Here is a 25,982-nt window from a genome sequence, read left to right as displayed (position 1 = left end):
CAGTGTCGGCCCCAAGCGGGTCTGGAAGTTCAAGAATGACCTCGCGCATGAGTGGATCGTCGAGCAGGCGTGATAGACAGGCTATTCTTCGGTAAGTTGTAAAAAAGCCCGCCTCTGGACATTCCAGAGGCGGGCTTTTGCGTTCATGGCGTCACATTACGCCAAGAGCTTCATACCAGCTCGCGCTTTTCTTCACGTGCGATGCGACGATCACGTGCGACCGCGCGACAGATGACGATCAATACCGCCAGGGTGAGTGCTGGCCATATCAGTACATAGGTAGCGAAAAGCAATGTCATGGGGCATGTCTCCTGTTGTCCGTCTTCAGACGTTATCCAGCTTCATGCGAGGCTCAGGCCGCCGGCTGTGGCTGGTTGGGCGCTGAAGTCTTGTGGTCGTCTGCGTCGAGTGCTTCGTCATAGTTGCCGACACGTGCGGTGATGGTGTCGAAGTCGAAGCGCTCCTGGCGGCTGGCGAGGCTCATGACCACACACACCAGAGTGCTGGTGCCGTAAGCGGTCAGTGAGGCGAGCAGAACGGTGTAGTCACGCAGGAAGTCGGTCGCGAAGATCAGCATGGCGATCATGGCGGCGACAGCAGCGATGATGCCGAGAATGCGCCCCAGGAAGCCGAACACCATCAGTCCGATGATCACGCCGCCACCGATGCTGGCGAGCAGTTCGAAGAACAGACCGCTCATGCCCGTCAGCGGCACCAGTTCAAAGCGTGCCAGACAGAACATCAGCATCGCGACGATGACCGACGTGGTGAAGGCGGTATTGGTCACTCGGTTCCAGAAACAGCTGGCGATGACCGGGAAGACGATCGCGCCCCACAGAGCCCCGACGAAGACCAGCATCACCAGGATATCCAGTGAGAAGCTGGCAAAGACGATGCCCAGCACCGTGGCAATGATCATGGTCAAGCGGCCGATGAAGAGCATGCGCTTCGGGTCTGGCTTGCCGCGGGCGATATTCTTGCCATAGACGTCGGCCATGATGATGGCGGACAGCGCGGAGAGGTCGGAATCCGCGGTAGAGGACAGCGAGCCGATCACCAGAATGAAGAACAGCGCGATGAAGAACGGCGGCAGATACTCGGACACCATCTGCGGGATGAGGTTGTTCATGTCGCCGTTGAGCGGCTCCACCCCGAGTGTCAGTGCCATCAGGCCAATCATGCCCAGGCCGATGACGATGGCGCCATAGCCCAGCGTCGCGGTGAGGAAGGTCGGCTTGATGTGGTCTTCGTTGACGGCGAACAGGCGCTGGGAAATGGTCTGGTTACCGATCGCATAGGCCAGTACCGCGACGAAGAAGGGCGCCCCCTGGTTCAGGATGGCATCCGTCGAAAAGAAGTTGGCCTGCTCGGGCGTCAGGTTATCCAGGCCAGCGACCAGCTCTGTCGGGCCACCCATCGCAAAGAACACCGCTGGAATGATCACGATGGCGATCGCCATCAGGGCAACCAGCTGCGCGAAATCGGTCAGTACCGAGGCGCGGAAGCCCGACCACAGGGTATAGAACAGCACCCCCACGCCCGCCATGATCACGCCCGCCTGGAAGGACAGCGGTGAGAGCACGGAAACGAGCGCCCCGGCGGCAGTGAAGTTGACCATCAGGCTGATCACGCTACCCAGGAGATTGGAGAGCGCCAGAATCAGCTGACTGGAGGAGCCATGACGTGCATGGATCAGCTCACCCAGTGTATGCGCATTGGGCGCCAGCTTGCGGAAGCGGCGGCCGAAGGGGTAGATGAACAGAATCATCAAAGCGCCCCACAGGCCATAGTGGATCGGCCCTGAGACACCATAGGTATAGCCGGAGGTGGCGGCAGCATAGAAGGAGGCCGCCCAGATCCAGGTAGCCGTCATGCTCGCCGCGCCCATGCCGAAGCCAACGCGATGGTTGGAGACCATGAAGGCATCGGCATCTTCATTTTTCTTGCGGATTCCCAGCGTCATCAAGTAAGTGCCGCCATAGAAGGCAAGCAGCAGCAGTACGACAGTCAGGGTAGAGAATTGATATAGCGATTCGTTGTTCAAGAACTGGCCCTCGGTAGGGAAACAGGGCGCTACGCAACGCAGTCGCCCAAGGGCAAACGGTTGTCGATAGCGACGAGTAAGGAGGGGAAGGTTCTTAGCCGTGGACGTAGTTCAGCGTCATTTGCTCAAGCAAATGGCATCCAGCGCAGCACGTGGGCCGCGTCATCAATAATCGGCAATCTCGGTCAATGAAGACGGAGTTGGTGGCACTTCCCGGTCAGGCGGGAACTTGGGGGAGGGCGGCGTGGCATGCATCTGCCTTCATCGGAATAATGATATCGCATACGCGTCCTTGTTCTCGGTCAAGCCTTGCAAGGGCGCTGATGCGAGTTGTTGGTCAGCCCCAAGCCTGGCGAAACGGTGTTTTTATATTTTATCGTTATCAAATGCGCCAACAACGATAAATTATGCGCATGTCAATGTCCACACCCTGGGAGGAGAAGCTTGCCTCTCACCCACGTCAACGATGGTTGGACGAGTGGCGAGCAACGACACGCAGTGGGGTAAGACGTGGCAGAGCAGCATGCGAGACATGACTTGTTATATAAATAAGCTTCCTCGGTATTACTCATTACTATTTATAAACTCTGGAGTTCACCAGCAATTTGAATAAATGGTTGTCATTCCGATATGCGTATTACTTGTCCAATACTGCAGACACATACTTGATCAATGGCTCAGGCAACCACTGACTCGGCTTGGAAGAGGACGTTGCTTGATGGGAGGGTGGGTCTTCAAAGCGGCCGGCCCACGGTAAAACGCCCTGTCTGAAGACAGGGCGTTATAAACATGCCCAAGGTAGGCATGCGCAGCGCAAGGCTTGGCTTACCGAGAGCTTTCTGCCGTCTTGCGGGTGCTTTCCCAGCGCAGGTGCGCTTCAGGAGAATAGCTACGTGACGGCGTGTGCTCGAGACCGATCTTGGCGGTACCGATTGACACCAGACGCAGCAGGGACGCCGTGGCGGCAATCACGATGAACAGTGCCGGCACACCGCCGAGGTTGGAGAGCATCTTGATACCGTCAATGCCCACGAAGGCGGTCATGATCCAGGCGACGGCGCCGATGGTGCAACCCCAGATGATCTTCATGAGCAGACGATCATTGGTATTTTCGTCGCTGTCTCCGGCCATGGCGGCCTGGCTGTCGGTGCTGCACAGCTGGCTGATCGCTTCGGTGTTGGAGTCGGCTGCCGTCACGAAGGACAGGAAGGCGATGATCAGGAAGATGGCGCTGACCAGGGTGCTCATCGGCAGTTCATCAAACAGGGCATAGATGACGGAGCCTGCACCCGACTCATTCAGCAGTTGGTAAAGCGCACCGCCACTTTGCATGTCGAACTGGATAGTGGAGCTTGCGAAGACACTCACGTAGGTGATCGAGAACAGTGCCGGCGCGACCAGGTTGATCAGCATGAACTGGCGCACGGTATAGCCACGGGAAATCTTGCCCAGGAACAGGGCGGAAATCGGTGCCCATGCCATCCAGTTGGCCCAGTAGAAGATACTCCAGCTTTTCGGCCACGGATCGTCATCGAAGGCCCCGGTGAACAGGCTCTTTTGCATGAAGTTGTTGAAATACTCACCCGCGGCTTCGGTTCCATAGCCAAGAATGGTCTGGGTCGGGCCGCACAGGAAGACGAAGGCCATGAAGACGAAGAAGGCCTTGGCGTTGATGGCGGACAGACGCGCAATGCCTTTCTGCAGACCACTGGCCGCGGAGGCGGTAAAGCAGGCCACGATGGCGAGCGTCACCAGCGCTAGCATCAGCGGCCCTGTACCGGTTCCCATGAAACGATCCAGCCCCCCTGCCAGTGTCATGGCGCCGGTGCCCAATGACGACGCCATGCCGCAGACCAGCGCGAACAGTGCCAGGGCATCCAGTGCACGGCCCTTGCGACCGATCAGCTTGTCACCGATCAATGGCACGAAAAGGGTGCCAAGCGAGAAGGGTTTGCCAAGGTTGTAATGCATCAAGGCGAACAGCAGGGCCGGGACGGTATAGATCGCATAGGGCGTGAATGACCAGTGCAAGAACATGGTCGAGAGGGCGAATCTCGCCGCTTCCGGCGTTTCCGGTGTCAGGCCCATCGAGCCCGGGGGAGTATGCAGATGATAGAGCGGTTCTGCGGTAGACCAGAACATGATGCCCACGGCCAGCGTGGTGCACAGCGTGATGGAAAACCAGCGCCACGGGGTCAACAGTCGCGTCGCATTCTCGCCGCCGATTCGCGTACGTCCCAGTGGAGACAGGTAGGCAATCAAGCACGTCACCACCATTGCCAATGCCGTGATCGAGAACAGCCAGCCGAACTTGTTGAGCACCCAGTCATTCATGGCGGTGGTGGTGGCGAGAAACCCTTCGAGGTCGATGAGGCTCGCGGCCACCGCAATCATCAGCAGGATGAATGGCGGCCAGAAGACGAGTGGACGGACGGAAGAACCAAACATGCGCATTCCTATAATTTCTTGTGAGGATGCGGATGCTAACTCATAAATTTCTGTTTTGTCAGCGTTGAGATTCTCCCATCAACGGCGTATATACGCGCGCGTTCATGTAATGCGCTGGCGGGATTTCCAGGAAGTGCTGTCCGGAAATTGCATCAGTGGCTCACACCCTCTGACCATCAAGCAGGCTGTATGGCTCACGCCACCATGCGAGCCATGACACTCAAGAGAAAACCATGACACCCCCGTCGCCTCTCGGCCGGGGGTGTCATGGTTTCTCCTTGAGGACTTGAGTATCACGCCATCTCGAGCTGACTCAGCTGGACTGGGAAGATTGCCAACGCTGATGGGCTTCTGCCGAATAACTGCGTGACGGCGTGTGCTCGAGGCCGATCTTGGCGGTGCCGATCGAGACCAGACGTATCAGAGACGCCGTGGCACCGATCACGATGAAGAGCGCTGGTACCCCGCCGAGGTTGGAGAGCATCTTGATGCCATCGATGCCGACGAAGGAAGTCATGATCCAGGCGACGGCGCCGATGGTCGAGCCCCAGACGATCTTCATCATCAGTCGGCCCTTGCTGCGCTCTTCGCTTTCGTTGCCTGCCAGGGCCGCCTGGCTATCCGAGCTGCAGAGTTGGCTGATGGCGTCGGTATTGGAGTCGGCCGCTGTCACGAAGGACAGGAAGGCGATGACCAGGAAGATCCCTCCCACCAGAGAGCTCATCGGTAGCTCATCGAATAGTGCGTAGATCACCGAGCCAGCCCCGGCCTCGCTGAGAATCGTGTTGAGTGCTCCGGCGGTATCCATGTCGAGCTTCAATGTCGTGCTGCTGAACACCGCGACATAGATGATCGAGAAGAGCGAGGGCGCCACCATGTTGATCAGCATGAACTGCCGCACGGTATACCCCCGTGAGATCTTGCCCAGGAACAAGGCCGAAATCGGTGCCCATGCCATCCAGTTGGCCCAGTAGAAGATGGTCCAGCTCTGTGGCCAGGGGTCATTGTCGAAGGCCCCGGTGAACAGATTCTTGCTCATGAAGTTGGTGAAGTATTCGCCAGCCGCTTCCGTGCCGTAGCCCAGGATGGTCAGCGTCGGACCGAAGGCGAACACGAAGATGAGAAAGGCGAAGAAGGCCTTGGCGTTGATGGCGGACAGTCTGGCGATGCCTTTTTGGAGGCCACTGGCCGCCGAAGCGGTGAAGCACAGCACGATTGCGAGGGTGACGATGCCAAGCATCAGCGGACCCGAGCCAGTGCCGAGGAAGCGGTCGATGCCGCCTGCCAATGTCATGGCGCCTGTGCCGAGGGACGACGCCATCCCGCAGACCAGCGCAAACAGCGCCAGGGCATCCAGTGCACGTCCCTTGCGTCCGATCAGACGGTCCCCCAGCAGTGGCACGAACAACGTACCCAACGAGAAGGGTTTGCCGAGGTTGTAATGCATCAGCGCGAAGATCAGTGCTGGGACGGTATAGATCGCATAAGGCGTGAACGACCAGTGCAGGAACATGGTCGAGAGCGCGAACCGCGCGGCTTCCGGGCTATTGGCGGCAATGTCCAGCGAGGTGGGTGGCGAGTGCAGATGATAAAGCGGCTCTGCGGTCGACCAGAACATGATGCCCACGGCCAACGTGGTGCATAACGTGATGGAGAACCAACGCCATGGGGACAACAGTCGCGTCGCGTTCTCGCCGCCGATACGCGTGCGGCCCAGCGGCGAAAGATAGGCGATGAGGCAGGCCACCACCATGCTGAGCGCCGTGATGGAAAACAACCAGCCGAACTTGCTCAGTACCTGGTTGTTGAGATTGGTGGTGACAGCCAGAAAGCTGTCGAGATCGATCAAGCTCGCCAATACGGAGGCGAACAGCAGAATGAAAGGTGGCCAGAAGACCAGTGGGCGCACGGATGCTCCGAACATTTGATACTCCTCGATCTTGTTGTCGGGTGTAGCCGATCATCTTGTTGTCAGGTGTTACCGATCATCTCGGGGTGGCGCTTGACGTCTTGTCTGCGCCGATCAGGGGCCTCATCGGTAAGGGGGGAATGAGCGTCTGATCATGTAGGGACGATCATCTGATCTTGCAACGTCAGTGCTCGAGGAGGAGGCGGAATGACGTCAGCTTTCCGGGCTCCCTGTGACATGCAGCGAACTGCCGTGCAGCGTATTGCAGGGCAGATCGGAAAATCTTCCATCCTGTCGCAGTCAGGATGTCAGAGGTCGTAATGGAGATAGTAAAAACGCCCGTATAAGCAGCAAGACCAGTGATCCTGATGAGGCCTCATCGCACTTGAGGGTTCTCTCGCAACAATTCGCGAATCATCTCTGCGCAAGTATCGAAGATCGGATGCGTCAGGCTGGGGGAACGATGGAGTTCAATTTCGGCAGTGGGTAGCGCCGGAAGCCCTGTCTCGGTACCCAGCTCACACCAGTCCTCAGGCAACGAGCGTCGATCTGCCACCGTGATGGCATGGCCTTGATTGACGATGACTCTCAAGCCACTGGGGCTCTGACTGGTGGAATCGATACGCCAGCTGCGTTCTGCCTGGGTCAGAGCGGACAATGCCCTTTCGCGATAGATGCATTGTTCGGGGAACAGCGCCAACGGCAGCGGAGCAGAGGGGTCCAGCACGAAGCGTTGATGCGCCGCCCACACTACCGGTTCGCGGGACAGCAGTTCCCCCTGGCGTTGTTGGTTGTGGCTGACCGCGATGACCAGATCCAGCTGGCCGGCATCGAGCTGTTCCAGCAGTTCCGTGGACATCCGGCAGTGGATGTGCGGACGGATCTGGGGGTGGCGCTCGCCGAGATGTGCCAGCAGATCTGGCAACCAGGTGGTGGCGTAATCCTCCGGCAAGCCGAGGCGCAACGTGATCGGGTGGTCGTTTTCGCTGAGGGCGGCCACGGCTTCGCGTTGCAGTTGCAGGATGCGGCGTGCGTAACGCAGAAAGGTTCGCCCGGCATTGGTCAATTCCATATGACGGCTGGTTCGCATCAGCAGTCGATAGCCAAGTCGCTCCTCGAGGGTGCTGATGCGCAGACTGACAGTGGACTGCGTGCGATGCAGATGCCGCGATGCCTGAGTGAAGCTCCCGCTGTCGGCCACCGTCACGAATGCCAGCAGGAGATCCGTATCCAGCGATGGCAGCGGGCGAGGGGCGTCTGTGCTTGATGTATCGGGTTTGCCGATGGATTTCATTGGAATGACTCGTTTCTCAAATGCATGGATTCTGGCCAGCATAGTGCCTGACCCACGAGCTGTCTTGTCCCCCAGCCCCACGACGTGAGGATACTTCCGTGACTGACCTGACTTCCGCGATGCCCCCGCAATTGGCCGATGCCGAGACCGTCGATCTCTCCGCGTTGGTCGATATCGAGCGTTACCCCCTGCATGACCCCCGATCTCCGGTGCTTGAGGCCACGATCGCCAAGGCGCGTGAAGATCTCGAGCGTGAGGGTTGTGCCGTGTTGAGAGGATTTCTGCGTCCTGAGCGCCTTGCGCAGATGCAAGCGGAAACGGCCCGTCTCGCCGAGACCGCGTTCTACAACACCCGCGAGGTGAATGCTTATTTCACGGCCGATGACGACCGCTTGCCCCAACAGGACCCGCGTCGCTTGTTCATGACGCGCACTAGCGGCTTCGTGACGCGTGACATGATCCCTGCCGATAGCCTGATGCAGCGGCTGTATGTCTCGCAGGCCATGAAGCAACTGGTGTCGGCCTGTCTTGGTCGTGAGCGGGTGTACGAGTATGCCGACCCCTTTGCCGGGCTCGTGCTCAACGTGCTGCCAGATGGCACCGAGCAACCCTGGCACTACGACACCAACGAATTCATCGTCACCATGATGACGCAACAGCCCGAGAGCGGGGGTCAGTTCGAGTATTGCCCCGGCATCCGTACCCCCAACGATGAGCACTACGCTGCCGTAGGCGAAGTGATCCGGGGAGAGTCACGTGAAGCGGTAAAGACCCTGAGCCTCAACCCGGGCGATCTGCAGTTGTTTAAGGGGCGGTTCAGTCTGCACCGCGTCACGCAGGTGTCGGGTGAGGTCCCACGGTTGACGGCGATTTTCGCGTATTCCGAAACGCCGGGAGTGGTCGGCCGGCTTGAGCGTACGCGTCAGCTGTATGGACGCGTCTCGGAGCAGCACATTCTGGCGGAAGCCCAGCACGTCCAGCGCGCCGACGGTCTGCTCGACTGATCGACGATCGGTGTTCCCGTGACGCCTTCTCAACTTGCATGCGCCTCTTGAGCGCTTGATCGAACACTTCCCACAGAGCACTTCACATGAAAATGGACCTGACAGCGATGGGCATTCTGGCCCCGACCCATGCACTGGAAGACTGCGAACCGACGTCGGAAGAGATTGCGCAGATCCAATGCGACCGACTTGCGCGTGTTCGCCAGGAGCTGGCCCGTCGCGATATCACGGCGGTAGTCCTGTTCGACCCGGCCCATGTCCGCTATGCCACCGGGTCTCGCAACATGCAGGTATACAGTTCGCGCAATCCGGCTCGCTACGTATTCGTCCCCGCGGCAGGGCCGGTCGTGCTGTTCGAGTTCTCGGGGTGTGAACACCTGGCCAGCCATCTGCCGACCGTGGACGAGATTCGTCCGGCCAAGGCGATTTCCTATTACTTCAATGAGAAGAATACACAAGACGTCACCAGGGCCTGGGCGGATGAAATCATCGATCTGGTGCGTCAGTGCGGCGGAGGTGAGCGGATCGCCATCGAAAGCGCGACCGCGGAAGCCGCTTTCATGCTCGAGCAGCGAGGCTATCAAGTGCTGGATGCTCAGGAGCCTCTTGAGCAGGCGCGAGCCTTCAAGGTACCCAACGAGATAAAGATGATTCGCTCCTCGCTGAGAGCGGTCGAGGAGGGAGTGCGCAAACTGGAGGCCTCCATCCGCCCTGGGGTCACCGAGAATCACGTCTGGTCCCGACTGCATCAGCACATCATCGAGACAGACGCCGATTTCATCGAGACACGCCTCATGAATTCCGGGCCACGCACGAACCCCTGGTTCCAGGAATGTTCCGACCGTGTCATCCAGGCAGGAGAACTGGTCGCACTGGATACCGATGTGGTGGGGCGTTACGGATACTATGCGGACTTCTCGAGAACCTTCCTGTGTGGCACGGGTGAGGCCAGCGCCGAGCAGAAATCGCTCTATCGCATGGCGTATGACCAGATCCAGACCAACATGGAAAATCTCAAGCCGGGGGTCAGCTTCAAGGAGTACGCCGAACGCGCCTGGCGAATCCCGCCCGCTTACCGCGCGCGTCGTTACTTCGCCCTGGCGCATGGTGTCGGGATGAACGGCGAGTATCCCTACATCGTTCATCGCGAGGATATCGAGGACAAGGGGTACGACGGCATCCTCCAACCGGGGATGACGCTGTGTGTGGAGAGCTATATCGGGCATGAGTCCGGCGGTGAAGGCGTCAAGCTCGAAGAGCAGCTGTACATTCGTGACGATGGTCAGGTGGAGCTGTTGTCCGACTACCCCTTCGACGAGCGCCTGCTGAGCTAGGCTGTCTGAGTCAGGCCGGTTGAGCCGTGCCTGTTGAGCCGGTCCCGGGTAGCTTGCCGAAGCGCATCGGCATTACGCGGCATGGCGCCTTTGGTAACATGAGGTCAATTGTGCGGGTGGCTGTCTGTGACAGTCACCCGCTTTGCCATTGTCTCATGGCGAAAGAGGGCCAGATGGCAACCGTGTACCGTGAACGGGAAAGTGTGTCGAGAACGTCTATCGTTCATGGGATACCGGTTGCTTCCTGCTCGCCTTTTGCCTTTCGTGAGTGTCGTCTATGCCAACCCCTCTGCCACTGCAGAAACTGCCGCCCTTGAGTTCGCTGAAAGGGTTTGAAGCGGCTGCGCGTCTGCTGAGTCTCCGCGCGGCTGCCGAGGAACTGAACCTGACGCATCCGGCCATTGCCAACCAGATTCAGCGTCTCGAAGAGAGTCTGGAGGTGAAACTGTTTGCCCGTGAAGGCCGTCATGTGGTGCTGACGGCGGCTGGCGAGCGTTTCTATCCGGTAGTGCGTGAAGCGCTGGCGGGCCTGGTGCAAGGCGCCGAGTCTCTGCGCCAGATGCAGCATGCCCAGCCGCTGACGATTCAGGTCTATGTGACGACCTCGATTCGCTGGTTGGCACCGCGCTTGTCGCATTTCCAGGCCATGCATCCTGAGGTCGAGCTCAAGCTGATGACGTGCAGTCTCGGCTGGGAGTTCGATGAGGCCAATGCCGATGTCGGTATCGTCTTTCGCGATGCGCCGCTGGCGGACCACCTGCACTGGCAGCCGTTGTTCGAGTCACGCCTCCTCCCGGTATGCAGCCCCCAGCTGCTGGGCGACGACGCACACCCGGTTCCCGCGGATGCCTTGAAGACGCTGCCGTTGATCGGGGTCTACACCGAGGGCTGGAATTGGGAGAGTTACTTCGAGGCATTGTCGCTAGGCCCGTGCCCCACCCGCAATTGCATCGTGGTCGACACCCTGGCCGTCGCCCTGGAGATGGCGGCGCGCGGGGAGGGCGTTGCATTGGTCAACGGGCCCTTTGCCGACGATGACCTGGCGAACGGTCGACTCATCAACCCGATCGGACAGGTGACGACCGGGCGCGGTGAATGGGGGGCTGTCTGTCATCGCGAGCTGGAGCGGGATCCGCGCGTCGCGACCCTCCTTGGCTGGTTGGAGGCACAGAGTCGCAGCGTGCCCACCTGATCCGCCAGAGCGAGAGCTGTTACGTGACAACGCCACCTTCGGGTGGCGTTTTTTTGTTTCCGGGTTCTGACTTCTGGATTCTGGGGGCTGGGCATCTGCCGGTTGTTCGCTGTTCGGAGACGTGGGGTCTGGGGGGCTCACAAAAATTGTTACCAATCGCCAAATTCTTATGAATTGTTGGCAGACAGGTCGGCCAGTAGGGTGAGCCTCAAGATGACATGGGCCGCGCCGGACAGGATTCCACTCCGTCCCAAGCGGCCCTGTGCAGTACACCGGATAGCCAGCAGGCAGACAGCAGAGAGGACAGCACATGAAAGTCGGATTCATCGGTCTCGGTAACGTGGGTGGCAAGCTGGCAGGTAGTCTGCTGCGCAACGGACATGACGTAACCGTGCGTGACCTTGACCCGGAAGCCGCCAAGCCTTTCCTGGAAAAGGGTGCCAAGTGGGCGGATTCCTGCAAGGCGCTCGCCGAAGCCAACGACATGGTCATCACCTGTCTGCCGTCTCCGGCGGCCTGCAGCGCCGTGATGGAAAGCGACGACGGCATCATCGCCGGTCTGCGTGAAGGCAAGATCTGGCTCGAGATGAGCACTACCGACGATGGCGAACTGCGTCGTATCGCCGACAAGGTGCTGGCCACCGGTGCCAAGGCACTGGAAGCGCCGGTCTCCGGCGGCTGCCACCGTGCCGCCACCGGCAATATCTCCATCTTCGTCGGCGGTGACCGTGAATCCTTCGAGCAGGTGCTGCCGGTGCTGACCAATCTCGGTCGTCGTGTCCTGCACACCGGGGAGCTGGGTACCGCCTCCGTGCTCAAGGTGATGACCAACTATCTGGCCACCGCCAACCTGTGCGCCGTCGCCGAAGCCCTGACTGTCTGCAAGAAGGCCGGCATGGACATGAACACCACCTACGAGGCGATCAAGATTTCCTCGGGTAACTCCTTCGTCCACGAGACCGAGTCCCAGGTCATCCTGAACGGAAGCCGCAACATCAGCTTCACCATGGATCTGGTGCTCAAGGATGTCGGCCTGTTCGACACCCTGGCCAAGAACCTGGATGTGCCGCTGGAAATCTCCCCGATGCTGATGGACATCTTCCGCGATGGTCAGGAACGCTTCGGTCCGCGTGAGTGGTCCTCCAACATCATCCGTCGTCTCGAGGAAGCCGCCGATGTCCGTGTGCTCGGCACCGGTTTCCCGGCAGAGCTGACCGATGACGAGCCGGAAGAAGTCGGCTACGAAGTCGGCGTTACCGGCCGCAACTGAGCCGTGAAGACTGCCCCGGAGCGCCGTGCGAATGGCCTCCGGGGCATTTGCGTTTGAGACTCACCCTCAGGGAAAGTGTTATCTCCCACCAGCAACGAGAGGTCTGGCATGCAACATCACGACAACTTCTACATCAATGGTCACTGGCAGGCACCCTTCGGGCGCGAGCGCATGAAGGTCATCAATCCGGCCACCGGTGAGCTGTGCGCCAGTGTGCCGCGCGCCAGTGAGCAGGATGTGGAGGCTGCCATCATGGCAGCACGTCAGGCGCTGCCTGCTTGGTCCACGACATCCGCGCAGGAACGCCACGACATCCTGATGGCGGCAGCGGATGAGATGCAGCGTCGCTTCGATGAGCTGCGCGACGTGCAGGTGCTCACCATGGGTTGCCCGGTGCAACTGGCCGGCGCGCTGCACGTGGAAGGCCCCATCGAAGGCATGCGTTACTACGCCGAGCGCGCCTTCCAGATGGAAGAGGACGAGCGCAAGGGCGATGTGACTCTAATGCGCGAGCCCATTGGTGTCTGCTCGCTGATCAACCCGTGGAACTATCCACTGCATCAGTTGATTGGCAAGCTGGCTCCGGCGCTGGCGGCAGGCTGCACCGTGATCGCCAAGCCGGCGGAGCAGACCCCGCTGCAGGACTTCATCATGGCCGAGATCCTCGAGAAGGTCGGTCTGCCTGCAGGCGTCTTCAATGTGGTGACGGGTGAGGGCAGCGAGATAGGCCCGGTGATGTCCGGCCACCCGCAGGTCGACATGGTGTCCTTCACCGGCTCGACCATTGCCGGTAGCAAGGTCGCCGAGAGTGCCGCGCCTACCGTCAAGCGGGTCTGTCAGGAACTGGGCGGCAAGTCGCCGCTGCTGGTGACGGAAGATGCCGACCTGGCCGCGGCCGTGCGCTTGAACGTCGAGAACGTGATGGCCAATACCGGCCAGACCTGCGACGCCTTCACGCGTCTGCTGGTACCGCGTTCGCGCATGGAAGAGGCGACCCGTCTGGCGGTCGAGATCGCCAATGAGCAGGTGGTGGGTGACCCGAATGATCCGGCGACCACCATGGGGCCGCTGGTCTCCCAGCGTCAGCGCGAGCGGGTGCTTGATCTGGTGCAGCGGGCCATAAACGACGGTGTCGAGCTGGCGCTGGGTGGCGTCGAGCCGCCCGAAGGGCTCGAGAAGGGCTGCTATGTACGGCCGACCATCTTCACCAATGTCAGCAATGAGATGGAGATCGCCCGTGAGGAGGTCTTCGGCCCGGTGCTGTGCATTCTGCCTTACGACGATGTGAAGCAGGGAATCGCCATCGCCAATGACAGCGTCTATGGCCTGTCATCTGCGGTCTATGCGCGTGACGCCGAGGCAGCATTGCCGATCGCCCGCTGCATGCAGGCAGGGCAATGCTATCTGCAAGGGGCAGAGTTCTCCTTCGATGCGCCTTTCGGTGGTTACAAGCGTTCCGGCAACGGCCGTGAATGGGGCGACGAAGGCCTGGCGGAATATGTCGAGGTCAAGGCACTGCTCGGCGCGCCGGTCATCTCCTGACAGGAGGCGATTGACGCCGCCGTGATGCCACGCAAGATACCCGTGATTCGTGAGGCCAGGCTGGCCTTGTGAATCACGGGTATCTTGCATTCGCGCCATCGACCATTCGCGCCATCGACAAAAGACACCCTCAAGACGCTTGTCGGCTGTCGCGGATGCGCTTTGCTATCAGAGCAACTCCATCGCGTCTGTCACATCGCTGAGTACTGAAAAATACCTATATGCTCAGTGCTAAAAATACCTATATATAGTGGCAAGACTTTGTGCGGTGCAGCATAACTGGCTCGCCAAGTGCCGTCTTGGACCTCAGATGATGCGCGAGGAGAGCTGACGCGCTGCCTGCACCAGATGCTTGGAGTAGGCGCGTGCCTGCTGCGGATTCAGGCAGTCCTGGCTGATGACGGCGCTGATGGCGGCAATGGGCTCGTTGCGCATGTTCAGCACAGGCGCCGCGATACAGCTCAGCTGTCCTTCGGCCTCACCGCTGGACACCGCATATCCCAGGCGTTGTGCACGTTCAAGCTCGGCATCCATCTCGTCACGGCGTTCGGCCAGGCCGGGCGTGCTCCGCGTCGCAGCTTCCAGATACAGTTGGCATGAGGCCTCGGGGCGCATGGCGAGAATCGCCTTGCCGGCGGCGCAAGCGTGCTGGGCCATGGTCTTGCCGATGTAGAGGTTGTAGCTGCCACTGCCGGAGGCATCGACCTTCGAGATCACCACCACCTGATCCCCGATGGGAATGCACAGGAAGATCGAGCGGTGAATCTCGTTCTTGAGAATCTCGGCGATGGGGTAGAAGACCGGAATCAGGCTCTGCTTGTTGTAGATCGTCGAGGAGATCTGGAAGATGCGCGAGCCGATGCAGTAGGACTTCTTGCGACCGGGATCATGGGCGACCAGCTGGTGATGCAGCAGGGAGTTGATCACGCGGTGTCCGGTGGCAGGCGAGATGCCGGTGGACTCGCAGATTTCCGAGAGCGTCAGCGGGTAGGAGGCTGCCGCAAGCAGATCCAGAATCATGACACTGTGGTCGACGGCAGGGGCTTTGGTCTTCTCGTGATTCATGAACGCGGGGACACTCCGAAACGCGAATCTTGGTCACAGGCGGCGTGCATCCGGGGCTGTGACGCTTTGACGACGGATGAACGATGCCACACACGGCATCTCTCATGCGCTGAAAATAAAACGGCCCATAGGGTACCAGACCCATGGGCCGTGCGCGGGTTGTCTGGTGGCTGATCTCGGCTCACTCGGCGTGATCGGCCAGCACCAGGTCCGCGCCTTTTTCCGCCACCATCATCACCGGCGCATTCAGATTGCCGGAGGTGATATTGGGGAAGATGGCGGCATCGATGACGCGCAGTCCCGCCACACCATGCACCTTCAGCCGGCTGTCGACCACGGCGTTCGCCTTGTCCGGACCCATCGCGCAGGAGCCACACAGGTGGTAGATGGAGCCACCTTGGGAGCGGAAATACGCAAGCATGCTGTCCTCATCCTGGACCGTCTCGGCCGGGGCGACCTCGCACTCGGTGATGGCCTTGAGCGCGGGCGCGCCCATCAGCTTGCGCACCAGACGACTGCCCTGGATGACCTCATCAATGTCTTTCTGGGTGCTGAGGTAGTTGGGGCAGATGGTCGCCGGCACCGCCGGGTCTGCCGAGGCCAGTGAAATGCTGCCACGGCTGGTCGGTCGGCAGGAATTGAAGGCCAGCAGGAAGCCGGAATACGGCTCCGGTGTCAGCTTGGCCTTCGGGTCGTTGGGAATCTGGTAGGACATCGGGTTGAAGTAGAGCTGGATGTTCGGCTCTGACTCCGCCTCGCTGCCCCGGAAGAACCCTCCGGCCTGATTCACGCTCATGCCCAGCGGCCCGCTGCGGTTGATCAGATACTGCAGCCCTGCCTTTGCCTGGCCCCAGAAGGATGCGAAGTCATCATTCAGCGTGGTGCGATTGGCGCGGTAGTAGTAGCTGGCACACAGATGGTCCTGCAGGTTCTGCCCGACGGCCGGCAGGTCTACCTGTGTCTGGATACCATGCGTCGCCAGCGCCTCACGCTCGCCGATCCCCGAAAGCTGCAGCAGCTTCGGGGAGTCCACCGCGCCAGCGCAGAGAATGACCTCGCGATGTGCTGACACCTCGATGACCTCGTCATCAAGCCGGTAGACGACACCCGTGGCGCGCTTGCCGCCATCGGGCGTCTCTTCCAGCGTCACGCGTTCCACCCGACAGATATGCTTGAGCGTGAGGTTGTCGCGTGACAGCGCCGGCTTCAGATAGGCGGTATTGCTGGAATCCCGCTGTCCCTTGCGGATGTTGGCCTCATAGATGCCAGCACCCTCGAAGTGTTCGCCATTGAAATCATCATTGAGCGTGTAACCCAGCTCGCGGGCACCTTCCAGCCATGACTGGCAGATCGGGTGCGCGCCATGTTTCAGCGGCGTGATGCCGATCGGCCCCTGGCCGGAGCGATACTCGGTGTCGCCATCCGGGTGGCATTCAAGACGCTTGAAGTAGGGCAGTACCTCGCGATAGGACCAGCCGTCGTTGCCGGCGCGCGCCCAGTCATCGAAGTCCGAGGCCTGGCCCCGGACATAGATCATCGCATTGATGGAGCCGGAGCCACCCTGCACCTTGCCGCGGGGGGTATAGATCTTGCGCCCCCCCATCGCGGCTTCTTCCTTGCTGTAATACATGTAGTTGTAGGTCGGGTTGTAGTAAGTCTTGGCGAACCCGACCGGCACCTTGATCCAGGGCGAGGTGTCCTTGCCGCCGGCCTCCAGCAGCAACACGCTGTGGCGTCCGCTGGCGCTGAGCCGGTTGGCGAGGATACACCCCGCCGACCCGGCACCGACAATGATGAAATCGTATTGCATCGGCGTTACGCCTCCGGCTTGCGCTTCCAGTCGGTGCTGGACTGTTCCTTCACGTCATAGGGACGCGGGTCCATGCTCAGGTGCAGAGTTCGGCCGGTGTAAGGCGAATTGGCCTTGACCACGTCCATGTCCAGCTCGACCCCCAGGCCCGGCTTGGTGGAGGGGATGATGTAACCATCACGCCACTCGATCTTCTCCTTGAGCACATCGGCGTGGAAGCCATCCCAGGTGCCGATGCTTTCCTGAATCAGGAAGTTGGGCGTGGCGGTCGCCAGCTGGATACTGGCCGCGGCGCCGACCGGGCCGTTGTAGAGATGCGGGGCGATCTGGGCGTAATAGACTTCTGCCAACGCCGCGATCTTCTTGCCTTCCAGAATGCCGCCGACGCGTCCCAGGTTCATCTGCAGGATGGAGGCCGCGTTGTTCTTGAGCACATCGTGGAATTCGTACTTGGTGGTCAGGCGCTCACCGGTCGCGACCGGAATGGAGGTGTGATCTGCCACACGTGCCATGGCCTCGCTCTGTCCCGGCGGTACCGGCTCTTCCAGCCACAGCGGGTCATAGGGTTCGAGATACTTGGCGAGACGAATGGCGGATGCCGGCGTCATCTGGCCGTGGGTGCCGAACAGCAGATCACAGCTGTTGCCGACCGCTTCGCGGATGCGGCGGCAGAAGGTGGCGCTCTTGTCCATGCCTTCCAGAGACAGCATCTGGCCGGAGTAGGCGGTGTAGGGGCCGGCCGGGTCGAACTTCAGCGCAGTGAAGCCCTTCTCGCGGTTTTCCAGTGCGCATTCGACAGCCAGCTCGACGTTGTCATAGTCGTAGTTGCCGCGTGCATCCTTGGGGTACAGGTAGGTGTAGGAGCGCAGCTTGTCGTGGACCTTGCCCCCGATCAGCTCATACACCGGCAGACCGGCCGCCTTGCCGACGATGTCCCAGCAGGCCATCTCGAGACCGCTGAGCACACCCATCATGGTGAGGTCAGGGCGTTGGGTGAAGCCACTGGAGAAGGCTTCGCGGTACAGACGTTCAATATGATGCGGGTTCTTGCCTTCCAGATAACGCGAGAAGACATCGGCGATCGCCTTGCTCATGACTTCCGGGTGGAAGGTGGCGGCATAGACTTCACCGACCCCTTCGATGCCGCAAGCGGTACGTAGCTGAACGAAGATCCAGTACATGCCGCCGACGTGGGGCGGCGGCGTGGCGACGATGTGTGTCTCGCAACTGACAACTTTCATGGTGGCAGGCCTTTCAGTGGTCACTGGCTAGCAGGAGATGGTGGAAGCGCACTGCCTGGCATGCCGTCATTCGACGCCAACAGCGCGCTTCCGGAAAGAAATGGGGTAGGGCGTCAGCGCCTCCGGGGAGTAGGGCGCCCCGGAGGCGTGACAGGTAAAACGGAATGGCGTGATCAGTAGTTCATCACGACCAGACGGGTCTGGGTGTAGTCGAGCATGCCGTGCTTGCCATCATCACCGCCCAGGCCAGAGCGCTTCCAGCCGGCGTGGTAGCCCTGGTAGGGGTCCGCCGGGGTGCGGTTGATGTAGAGCTCGCCGGCTTCGATGTTGTTGGCGACCTTCATGGCGGTGCGATAGTTCTCGGTGAAGACCACGGAGGCCAGGCCGAACTGGTGATCGTTGGCCAGCTCCAGGGCTTCATCGATATCGCTGTAGGTCAGCACTGGCAGCACCGGACCGAAGATCTCTTCCTGCACAATCTCCATGTCCTGACGGCAACCGGTCAGCAGGGTTGGCGGATAGAAGTGGCCCTTGCCTTCGGGGATATAGCCGCCGATTTCCAGAGTGGCGCCGTCATCGATGGCGCGTTCCACCATCTGATGGATATTGAGACGGGAATTCTCGTTGATCAGCGGCCCCATCAGGCTGGCGTCGTCCAGACGGTTGCCGAACTTGACGCCTTCCATCTGCTGCTTCAGCTGGGCGACGAAGTCGTCATAGACGGATTCGTGCACATAGACACGCTCGATGGCGGTACACAGCTGGCCACAGTTGGTGAGGGTAGAGGCCGCGATCTGTGCCGCTGCCTTGGCCAGGTCGGCATCCGGCTCGACGATGGCCGGTGACTTGCCGCCCAGTTCCAGTGAGGACTTGGCGATGTTGACCTGGGAATATTCCAGCACCTTGCGACCGGCGCCGACGCTGCCGGTCAGGGTGATCATGCCCACCTTGGGGTGCGTGCAGACGGCTTCCGCGGTGCCGTGGTCCATCGCCAGGATGTTGACGATGCCTGCCGGAATGCCGGCATCCTGGATCGCCTTGGCGATCTCGAAAGCGGAGGTCGGGGTGTTGTTGCTCGGACGCACGACCACGGCATTGCCGGTGATCAGCGCCGGGGCGATCTTGCGCAGCAGGGTGAACACCGGGTAGTTGAACGGAATCAGGCAGGCCACGACGCCGATGGGCTCACGCTGCAGCAGCAGGCTTTCATTGGGGGTGTCGCTGGGGACGATCTCGCCCTCGATACGACGTGCCCACTCGGCGTGGTAGCGCGTGATGTCAGCGGCGTAGACGGCTTCATTGGTGGCGTCTTCCAGGCTCTTGCCGGACTCATCTGCCAATGCCTGGCCGATGGCATCCTTGCGCGCCATCAGCGCCTCGGCAAGCTTGTGCATGTAGCCGGCACGCTCGGTGCTGGTCTTGGCACGCCAGTCCTTCTGCGCCTTGGCCGCAATGCTCACCGCTTCAAGCGCTTCGTCAGTGGTTGCTGCCTGCACCTGACCTACCAGTGCTTCGGTGGCCGGGTTGTAGACCGAAATCATCTCGCCCTGGGATGAGGCGACGAATTCGTTGTTGATGAAGTTCTTGTCAGTGCGCATGCATCACTCCTCCTGAATTTGGCCTACAGGCTATGAAGTGACGTCAGGGGTGTCAAACTGTTTTTCACATGTAGAAATAGATTTCCACATATGGAATTTATGATTTGCTTCTAGTCGATGATCCCGTAGCCTTGGCTGCGGGATTTTTGGTTCTGGATCTGCGTGAGCGCGCGGTCTCATGTTTCAAGCGGCGCATTGCTGTGGAAGGGGCTGCATTCACGTTCAAGTTTTCATTGAAAGTCTTTCTCCGTGCCGCGGGTTTTTCAGCCAGGCAGCGAAAGATAGTGTCAGTCACTTCCCGAGACAGGCCTGCTGCCACGTGACGCAGCAGCTCTTGCCGTTGGGCCGATGACAACCACTGACTATAAGGGGCATCTCCATGCTCACCTTGATCGTGAAATTTGACGTCAAGCCCGAACAACTCGCTACCTTCAAGCAGGCCTTGGCTGACAACAAGCTGGGCTCAGCGGCTGAACCGGGGATGCTGGAAATGCGTTTCTTCGCGGCCAAGGATTCTCCCACCACCATCTTCGCCTACGAGCGCTGGGCAAGTGCTGAGGCGCATCAGGCACATGTGAATCAGCCATACGCGCAAGCCCTGCTGAAACTGGCTGACACGGCGTTGGCATCGCCATTCGAGGTGATGCCCTTGAACGATACTGACCCGGCGCCATTGCATGAGGCGAACCCCAGGCACGTGCAGCCGGAAGATGAGGTATTCAGTATCTTCTTCATCTTCAAGATCAAGGAAGAATATCGCGCTCGGTTGCTGAAGCAATTCACCACGCATGTGGCGAAGACGCGCAGTGAGGAGTCGGGCAATCTCGTGTTTGATCTGTATACCATCGACGGACAGGATGACACGCTGGTGATATACGAGCATTGGCGCACGGAATCAGACCTGTGGGACATTCACTTCCAGCGGCCCTATGCCATCGAGACAGGCAAGCTGTTGGAGCAGGCCATGGTCGGCGATATGCAGCAGTACCTGAATATCGTCAGCGAGTTCTGAGTTATCCCACCGGTCATTCGTTTTCTGTTTGCCCACTGAATGCGCAGCCCTTAGAGGCTGCGCATTGTGCGTTCCCCCCCTCCTTGAACATCAGCGTGCCATCCCACCGCCATCCACGCCTGTGAGCTCAACCAGGCGGCTGTCATGAAACCCTGCAGCGCCACCGGTACGAAAGCTGGCAGGCCAGTGCGAGTCACGCGAATGTGATAGTTTCTGGAGCATCCAGCCGTTTGGCGGCGCAGGGTCCCGGGCATTGTCTTCGCCGGCGGGGCAAGCGGCGCCGTGTTATTACCTGGTAGTGGCAACCCTCTTCATCTTTGGTCAGGACTCCTCGTCATGAGTGATGCGTATTACCTCCACCTTACCGATCGCCTGCGCGAACAGCTGAAGGACCCTGATGCCTTTGAAGAGGGGCGTTTGCCTTCTGAACGCGTGCTGGCCGAGCGCTTCGATACCACGCGCGTGACGTTGCGTCAGGCGTTGGGGCAGCTGGAGGGAGAAGGGCGCATTCATCGCAGCAATCGGCGTGGGTGGTTCGTGTCGCCGCCGCGGCTGGATTACGACCCCACGCGTGACTCCGGCTTCAATGACTATGTGACGGCGCAGGGGCGGCGGCCACGGACAGAAGTGCTGCTGACCGATGTTCAGGCCTACCCACCGGCTGCGCAAGCGCTGGGCCTGGCGGCCCAGACACCGCTATATCATATTCGCCGCCGGCGTTTCGTGGATGAGCGCGCCGTGCTCAGCGAGTCGATGTGGGTGGTGCCGGAGCGCGCCCCTGGACTGCTCGAGGAGGGCCAGTTCGGGGTGTCACTGTGGGCGGAGCTGCGCGGACGCTATGGCCTCACGCTGGCCCATCGTGAGCTGCGCTTCTACTCCGAGTCGCTGGGAGAGCAGGCCGCCCGGGAGCTGGGGGTCGCCATGGGTAGCCCCGGTCTGACCGTGCGTCGCGCTACCTTCGATGAGCAGCATCGTCCCATCGGCTATGACGAAGAGCGCTGGCTGCACAATGCGCTGTGCATCACCGTCTCGCTCAAGAACAAGCCCTGAGCCCGCGCTGCAGGGACATTATATGAGGTAGCTCTGTTTCACCGGGCCTTCAACTGACTGTCACGGGGGTGTCATTCGGCCCGCCCATACTCTTGGTATATACCAGATGGCGAGAGCCATTCATACCAAGCGTTGGAGAGTCCCGATGTCCTTCTTGCCCCGTTCCTTCCTCACCCGTTCCTTGCTGGCCAGTGCCGTTGGTCTGGTCGTTTCCCTCAATGCCCAAGCGGCCACCGAGCTCACCGTCTATACCGCGGTGGAGTCCGATGATCTGCAGAAATATGCCGAGCGCTTTCAGCAGGCGCATCCGGATATCGACATCAAATGGGTGCGCGACTCCACGGGCGTGATCACCGCACGATTGCTGGCCGAGAAGGACAACCCGCAGGCGGATGTGGTGTGGGGCCTGGCCGCGACCAGCCTGCTGGTGCTCGAGAAGGAAGGCATGCTGGCACGCTATGCCCCCAAGGGAGTCGAGGCGCTGGATAGCAAGTTCGTCGATCCCGCCTACCGTGATGGCCAGGACCCGTCCTGGGTCGGGATGGACGCCTGGGTCGCCTCGCTCTGCTACAACACCGTCGAAGGTGAGCGACTGGGAGTGCCCAAGCCGACGTCCTGGGAAGACCTCACGCGTCCCGAGTTCAAGGGCCACGTGATCATGCCCAACCCGAGTTCTTCCGGTACCGGCTATCTGGATGTCGCCAGCTGGTTGCAGCTGTGGGGTGACGAGGGCGGCTGGGAGTACATGGACCGACTGCACGACAACATTGCCCGCTATACCCACTCAGGCTCCGCGCCCTGCAATCTGGCCGGTTCCGGCGAGGCCGTGGTCGGTGTATCCTTCGCCTTCCGAGGCGCACGTCTCAAGGCGCAGGGCGCACCGGTGGACCTGGTCTTCCCCGAGGAAGGGCTGGGCTGGGACATGGAAGCCGCGGCGATCATGAAGGGCACCGACAAGCGTGAGGCGGCGCAGACACTGATGGATTGGGCAGTCTCCAAGCCGGCCAATGAACTCTACAACGAAGGCTATGCGGTCGTGGCCTATCCGGGGGTGGCCAAGCCGATCGAGCATTATCCGGCCAATATCACCGAGATGATGATCGAGGCTGACTTTGCCAAGGCGGCCAACCAGCGGGATGAAGTGCTCGCCGAATGGCAGCGCCGTTACGACGGCAAGTCCGACAGTCAGTAAGTCACGCCCAGCCACCTTCGTCATTGCCCCGGCGCCTTGCGCCGGGGTCGGGAGTTTCTCGCATGTCTCTTGTGACCGCATCCCCGCGTCATCACGCCTCGCGTCAAGCGCCGCCAGCGACTGCCGGCGCCTCGCCTCGCGCGGCCTCCGGCCCTGCAGCCCGGGCACCTGCGCGTGACGCAGCGCCTCAGGCACCCATCTCGCGTTCTGCGTCGTCAGGCAGCATCCACCTCAAGATCAGCGGCCTCACCAAGCGCTATGGCCAGTTCACGGCCCTGAGCGAGATCGACCTCGCGATCCGCGAAGGCGAATTCGTGTGCTTCCTCGGCCCCTCCGGCTGTGGCAAGACCACCTTGCTGCGCGCCATCGCCGGTCTTGCGCCGCAGAGCGAAGGCACCATCCACCAGCGCGACCGGGACATCTCGTGGCTGCCGCCCCAGGCGCGCGACTTCGGCATCGTCTTCCAGTCCTATGCGCTGTTCCCCAATCTCACCGTGTTCGACAACGTGGCCTATGGGCTGCGCAATCGGCGCGATGCGCGTGATGCGATGCGCCGGCGCGTGACGGAGCTGCTCACCCTGGTGGACCTGGCCGGCAGTGAAGGCAAGTATCCGGCGGCCCTGTCCGGGGGCCAGCAGCAACGCGTGGCACTGGCGCGGGCGCTGGCGACCGAGCCGGGGCTGCTGTTGCTCGATGAGCCACTGTCGGCACTGGATGCGCGCGTACGTCTGCATCTGCGCAGTCAGATCAAGGCACTGCAGGCACGGCTGGGCGTCACCACCATCATGGTGACCCACGACCAGGAAGAGGCCCTGGCCATGGCGGACCGCATCGTGGTGATGAACCATGGCGTGATCGAGCAGATCGGCACCCCCGCCGAGATCTACCGTCAGCCGGCGAGCGCCTTCGTGGCCGAATTCATCGGCAGCATGAACTTCCTGCAATGCTGTCCCGAGAACGCCAGTACCCTGCGTCTGGGCCAGCAGCGACTGGAATGCGCGGCGCATGGCCTTGAGAGGCTGGATCAGGCACGTCTGGCCATTCGTCCGGAAGCCGTCTCGCTGTGCGCAGTGGGGGAGGGGCTGTCGGCGCAGGTGGAGCACGTCGAGTTTCTCGGCGCCTTCCTGCGCATCACTCTGACGCTTGAGGGCTGTGGGCAGACACTGTCGGCGGATGTGGCGCTACAGAACAGCGAGTCACTGGGCGTGCGGGTCGGCGCTCGAGTGGGTGTGCGTCTGCCGTCCGAGGCGATCCGCCTGTATCCGTTGATGGAGGCGCAGGCATGATGGCGCGCGCATTGCCCTTGTCGGGTCGGCTGTCAGGCGAGTCCGGCTTGCGTCTGTTGATGTTGCTGCTGGCCCTGGCGCTGCTGGTCATCGGGCTGCTGTTGCCGCTGGCCACCATGCTGATCAAGAGCGTGCAGGACCGCAGCGGCGACTTCGTCGGCCTGGCCAACTTCGCGCGCTATGTGCAGACGCCGGCGCTGGTCGGCTCGATCATCAATTCCGTCAGCATCGCGTTGATCAGTACCCTGACGGTGGTGAGTCTGGCCTTCCTGTGCGCGTACGGCATCACCCGCACCTGCATGCCGGGCAAGCGCGTCTTCCGCATGCTGTCCATCCTGCCGCTACTGGCACCGTCACTGCTGCCAGCCATCAGTCTGGTGTATCTGTTCGGCAATCAGGGCTGGTTCAAGGATGTGCTGCTGGGGGAGAGCATCTACGGCCCCATCGGCATCGTGATGGGCATGACCTTCTGGATCTTCCCGCATGCGCTGATGATCATGATGACGGCGCTCAGCAACAGCGATGCCCGTCTCTACGAAGCCGCGGATGCGCTGGGAACGCCCAAATGGCGCAGCTTTCTGACCATCACCTTGCCGGGGGCGCGCTACGGCATCATCTCCTGTGCCTTCGTGGCCTTCACGCTGGCGATCACCGATTTCGGCGTGCCGAAGATCATCGGCGGGCAGTTCAGTGTGCTGGCCACCGATGTCTATCGTCAGGTGGTGGGGCAGCAGAACTTCCAGATGGGCGCGGTGGTCAGCGTCATTCTGCTGTTGCCGGCCTTGCTGTCCTTCGCGGTGGACCGCTGGATCCAGCGCCGTCAGGTCGCGCAGCTCTCGGCGCGCGCCGTGCCCTGGCAGCCGACGCCAAGCCCGCTGCGTGACTGGATCTTCGCGCTGCTCTGCTATGGCGTGGCCGCCGCGATTCTGGCCGTGATCGGCACCGCCATCTACGCCTCGCTCGTGCAGTTCTGGCCCTACAACCTGAGCCTGACCCTCGATCACTACGCCTTCAAGGCGTTGGCGGGCGGTGGCTGGGACGCGTGGCTCAACTCGCTGACGCTGGCCTTCTGGGTCACCTTGATCGGCACGCTGGTCATCTTCTTCAACGCCTGGCTGACCGAGAAGAGTCAGGGCTATCGCCCGCTGCGCCAGGGACTGCACTTCATGGCGATGATGCCGATGGCCGTGCCGGGCATGGTGCTGGGACTGTCCTACATCTTCTACTTCAACCAGGCCGACAACCCGCTGAACTGGATCTACGGCACCTTCGCGATTCTGGTGCTCAACACCCTGGTGCATTTCTATACCGTCTGCCACCTGACCTCGGTGACTGCGCTCAAGCAGCTTGATCCGGAATTCGAGGCGGTCGGTGCCTCACTCAAGGTGCCGTTCTGGAAGACCTTCTGCCGCATCACCTTGCCGGTGTCTCTGCCGTCAGTGCTGGATATCTCGGCCTATCTGTTCATGAACGCGATGACGACCGTCTCGGCGGTGGTATTTCTCTATAACAGCGATACCCGACTGGCCTCCATCGCGGTGATGCATCTCGACGAAGCCGGGCACTTCGCCAGCGCGGCTGCCATGGCAGTGCTGATCTTCTTCACCTGTCTGGGCGTCAAGCTGCTGCATGCGGTGGTCAGTTATCTGCTGTTGACCCGTGCCCAACGCTGGCGACAGGCGACCTGATTA

The 25,982-nt window shown here is 60.8% G+C and carries 19 protein-coding genes; 10 read left to right on the top strand and 9 right to left on the bottom strand.

The window, feature by feature from the left end:
• Positions 1-170 precede the first annotated feature (170 nt).
• From NH396_RS04165 to NH396_RS04145, 5 genes are all read right to left on the bottom strand, one after another.
• Positions 171-299, bottom strand: a complete 129-nt coding sequence (locus NH396_RS04165) for a putative transporter small subunit (protein WP_217485951.1) — start codon at positions 297-299, stop codon at positions 171-173.
• A gap of 53 nt (positions 300-352) precedes the next feature.
• Positions 353-2,044 (bottom strand): sodium:solute symporter family protein, encoded by a 1,692-nt coding sequence (locus tag NH396_RS04160; protein ID WP_253061921.1) that lies wholly within the window; start codon positions 2,042-2,044, stop codon positions 353-355.
• Between the two features lie 825 nt (positions 2,045-2,869).
• Entirely contained in the window at positions 2,870-4,492 is a 1,623-nt protein-coding gene (locus NH396_RS04155; protein WP_253061919.1) for a BCCT family transporter, read from the bottom strand.
• Between the two features lie 313 nt (positions 4,493-4,805).
• Positions 4,806-6,416, bottom strand: a complete 1,611-nt coding sequence (locus NH396_RS04150) for a BCCT family transporter (RefSeq protein WP_176676806.1) — start codon at positions 6,414-6,416, stop codon at positions 4,806-4,808.
• A 361-nt stretch (positions 6,417-6,777) separates the two neighbouring features.
• The gene (locus NH396_RS04145) at positions 6,778-7,695 is read right to left on the bottom strand and encodes a LysR substrate-binding domain-containing protein (RefSeq protein ID WP_253061917.1); all 918 of its coding nucleotides are present in this window, start codon (positions 7,693-7,695) and stop codon (positions 6,778-6,780) included.
• Between the two features lie 98 nt (positions 7,696-7,793).
• Here NH396_RS04145 and NH396_RS04140 point away from each other — a divergent pair, with 98 nt between their 5' ends.
• The 5 genes from NH396_RS04140 to NH396_RS04120 all read left to right on the top strand — a co-directional run bounded on the left by NH396_RS04140 (position 7,794) and on the right by NH396_RS04120 (position 14,037).
• Complete coding sequence (locus tag NH396_RS04140; protein WP_366071411.1) at positions 7,794-8,699, top strand: phytanoyl-CoA dioxygenase family protein; 906 nt, start codon at positions 7,794-7,796, stop codon at positions 8,697-8,699.
• 86 nt (positions 8,700-8,785) lie between these two features.
• A complete protein-coding gene (locus tag NH396_RS04135) occupies positions 8,786-10,033 on the top strand; it encodes a Xaa-Pro peptidase family protein (protein ID WP_253061915.1) in 1,248 nt (415 codons plus the stop codon).
• Positions 10,034-10,310: 277 nt separating this feature from the next.
• On the top strand, positions 10,311-11,225 hold the full coding sequence (locus NH396_RS04130) for a LysR substrate-binding domain-containing protein (RefSeq protein ID WP_253061913.1): 915 nt from the start codon (positions 10,311-10,313) through the stop codon (positions 11,223-11,225).
• Positions 11,226-11,535: 310 nt separating this feature from the next.
• Positions 11,536-12,495: an NAD(P)-dependent oxidoreductase gene (locus tag NH396_RS04125; protein WP_253061911.1), complete on the top strand. Its 960-nt coding sequence runs from the start codon at positions 11,536-11,538 to the stop codon at positions 12,493-12,495.
• 108 nt (positions 12,496-12,603) lie between these two features.
• Entirely contained in the window at positions 12,604-14,037 is a 1,434-nt protein-coding gene (locus NH396_RS04120; RefSeq protein ID WP_253061909.1) for an aldehyde dehydrogenase family protein, read from the top strand.
• 306 nt (positions 14,038-14,343) lie between these two features.
• Here NH396_RS04120 and NH396_RS04115 read toward each other — a convergent pair whose 3' ends face one another.
• From NH396_RS04115 to aldA, 4 genes are all read right to left on the bottom strand, one after another.
• Positions 14,344-15,102, bottom strand: a complete 759-nt coding sequence (locus NH396_RS04115) for an IclR family transcriptional regulator (RefSeq protein WP_107335081.1) — start codon at positions 15,100-15,102, stop codon at positions 14,344-14,346.
• 181 nt (positions 15,103-15,283) lie between these two features.
• Entirely contained in the window at positions 15,284-16,912 is a 1,629-nt protein-coding gene (locus NH396_RS04110; protein WP_253061907.1) for a GMC family oxidoreductase N-terminal domain-containing protein, read from the bottom strand.
• Positions 16,913-16,917: 5 nt separating this feature from the next.
• Complete coding sequence (locus NH396_RS04105) at positions 16,918-18,153, bottom strand: mandelate racemase/muconate lactonizing enzyme family protein (protein ID WP_077373025.1); 1,236 nt, start codon at positions 18,151-18,153, stop codon at positions 16,918-16,920.
• A gap of 173 nt (positions 18,154-18,326) precedes the next feature.
• Complete coding sequence (gene aldA, locus NH396_RS04100) at positions 18,327-19,751, bottom strand: aldehyde dehydrogenase (RefSeq protein WP_253061905.1); 1,425 nt, start codon at positions 19,749-19,751, stop codon at positions 18,327-18,329.
• Between the two features lie 379 nt (positions 19,752-20,130).
• Between aldA and NH396_RS04095 the strand changes: the two genes are divergently transcribed.
• From NH396_RS04095 to NH396_RS04075, 5 genes are all read left to right on the top strand, one after another.
• Positions 20,131-20,763: an antibiotic biosynthesis monooxygenase gene (locus NH396_RS04095; RefSeq protein WP_253061904.1), complete on the top strand. Its 633-nt coding sequence runs from the start codon at positions 20,131-20,133 to the stop codon at positions 20,761-20,763.
• A 336-nt stretch (positions 20,764-21,099) separates the two neighbouring features.
• Positions 21,100-21,813: a UTRA domain-containing protein gene (locus NH396_RS04090; protein ID WP_253061903.1), complete on the top strand. Its 714-nt coding sequence runs from the start codon at positions 21,100-21,102 to the stop codon at positions 21,811-21,813.
• Positions 21,814-21,958: 145 nt separating this feature from the next.
• The gene (locus tag NH396_RS04085; RefSeq protein WP_253061901.1) at positions 21,959-23,005 is read left to right on the top strand and encodes a putative 2-aminoethylphosphonate ABC transporter substrate-binding protein; all 1,047 of its coding nucleotides are present in this window, start codon (positions 21,959-21,961) and stop codon (positions 23,003-23,005) included.
• Between the two features lie 62 nt (positions 23,006-23,067).
• On the top strand, positions 23,068-24,291 hold the full coding sequence (locus NH396_RS04080; RefSeq protein WP_253061899.1) for a putative 2-aminoethylphosphonate ABC transporter ATP-binding protein: 1,224 nt from the start codon (positions 23,068-23,070) through the stop codon (positions 24,289-24,291).
• Positions 24,288-25,979, top strand: coding sequence for a putative 2-aminoethylphosphonate ABC transporter permease subunit (locus tag NH396_RS04075; protein WP_253061897.1), 1,692 nt, complete (start codon positions 24,288-24,290; stop codon positions 25,977-25,979). The genes NH396_RS04080 and NH396_RS04075 overlap by 4 nt, the downstream gene beginning before the upstream one ends.
• Positions 25,980-25,982: the final 3 nt, after the last annotated feature.

The sequence above is a fragment of the Cobetia sp. Dlab-2-AX genome (genome assembly GCF_024124625.1).
GTDB lineage: Bacteria > Pseudomonadota > Gammaproteobacteria > Pseudomonadales > Halomonadaceae > Cobetia.
This window is presented reverse-complemented; position numbering and strand designations above follow the sequence as displayed.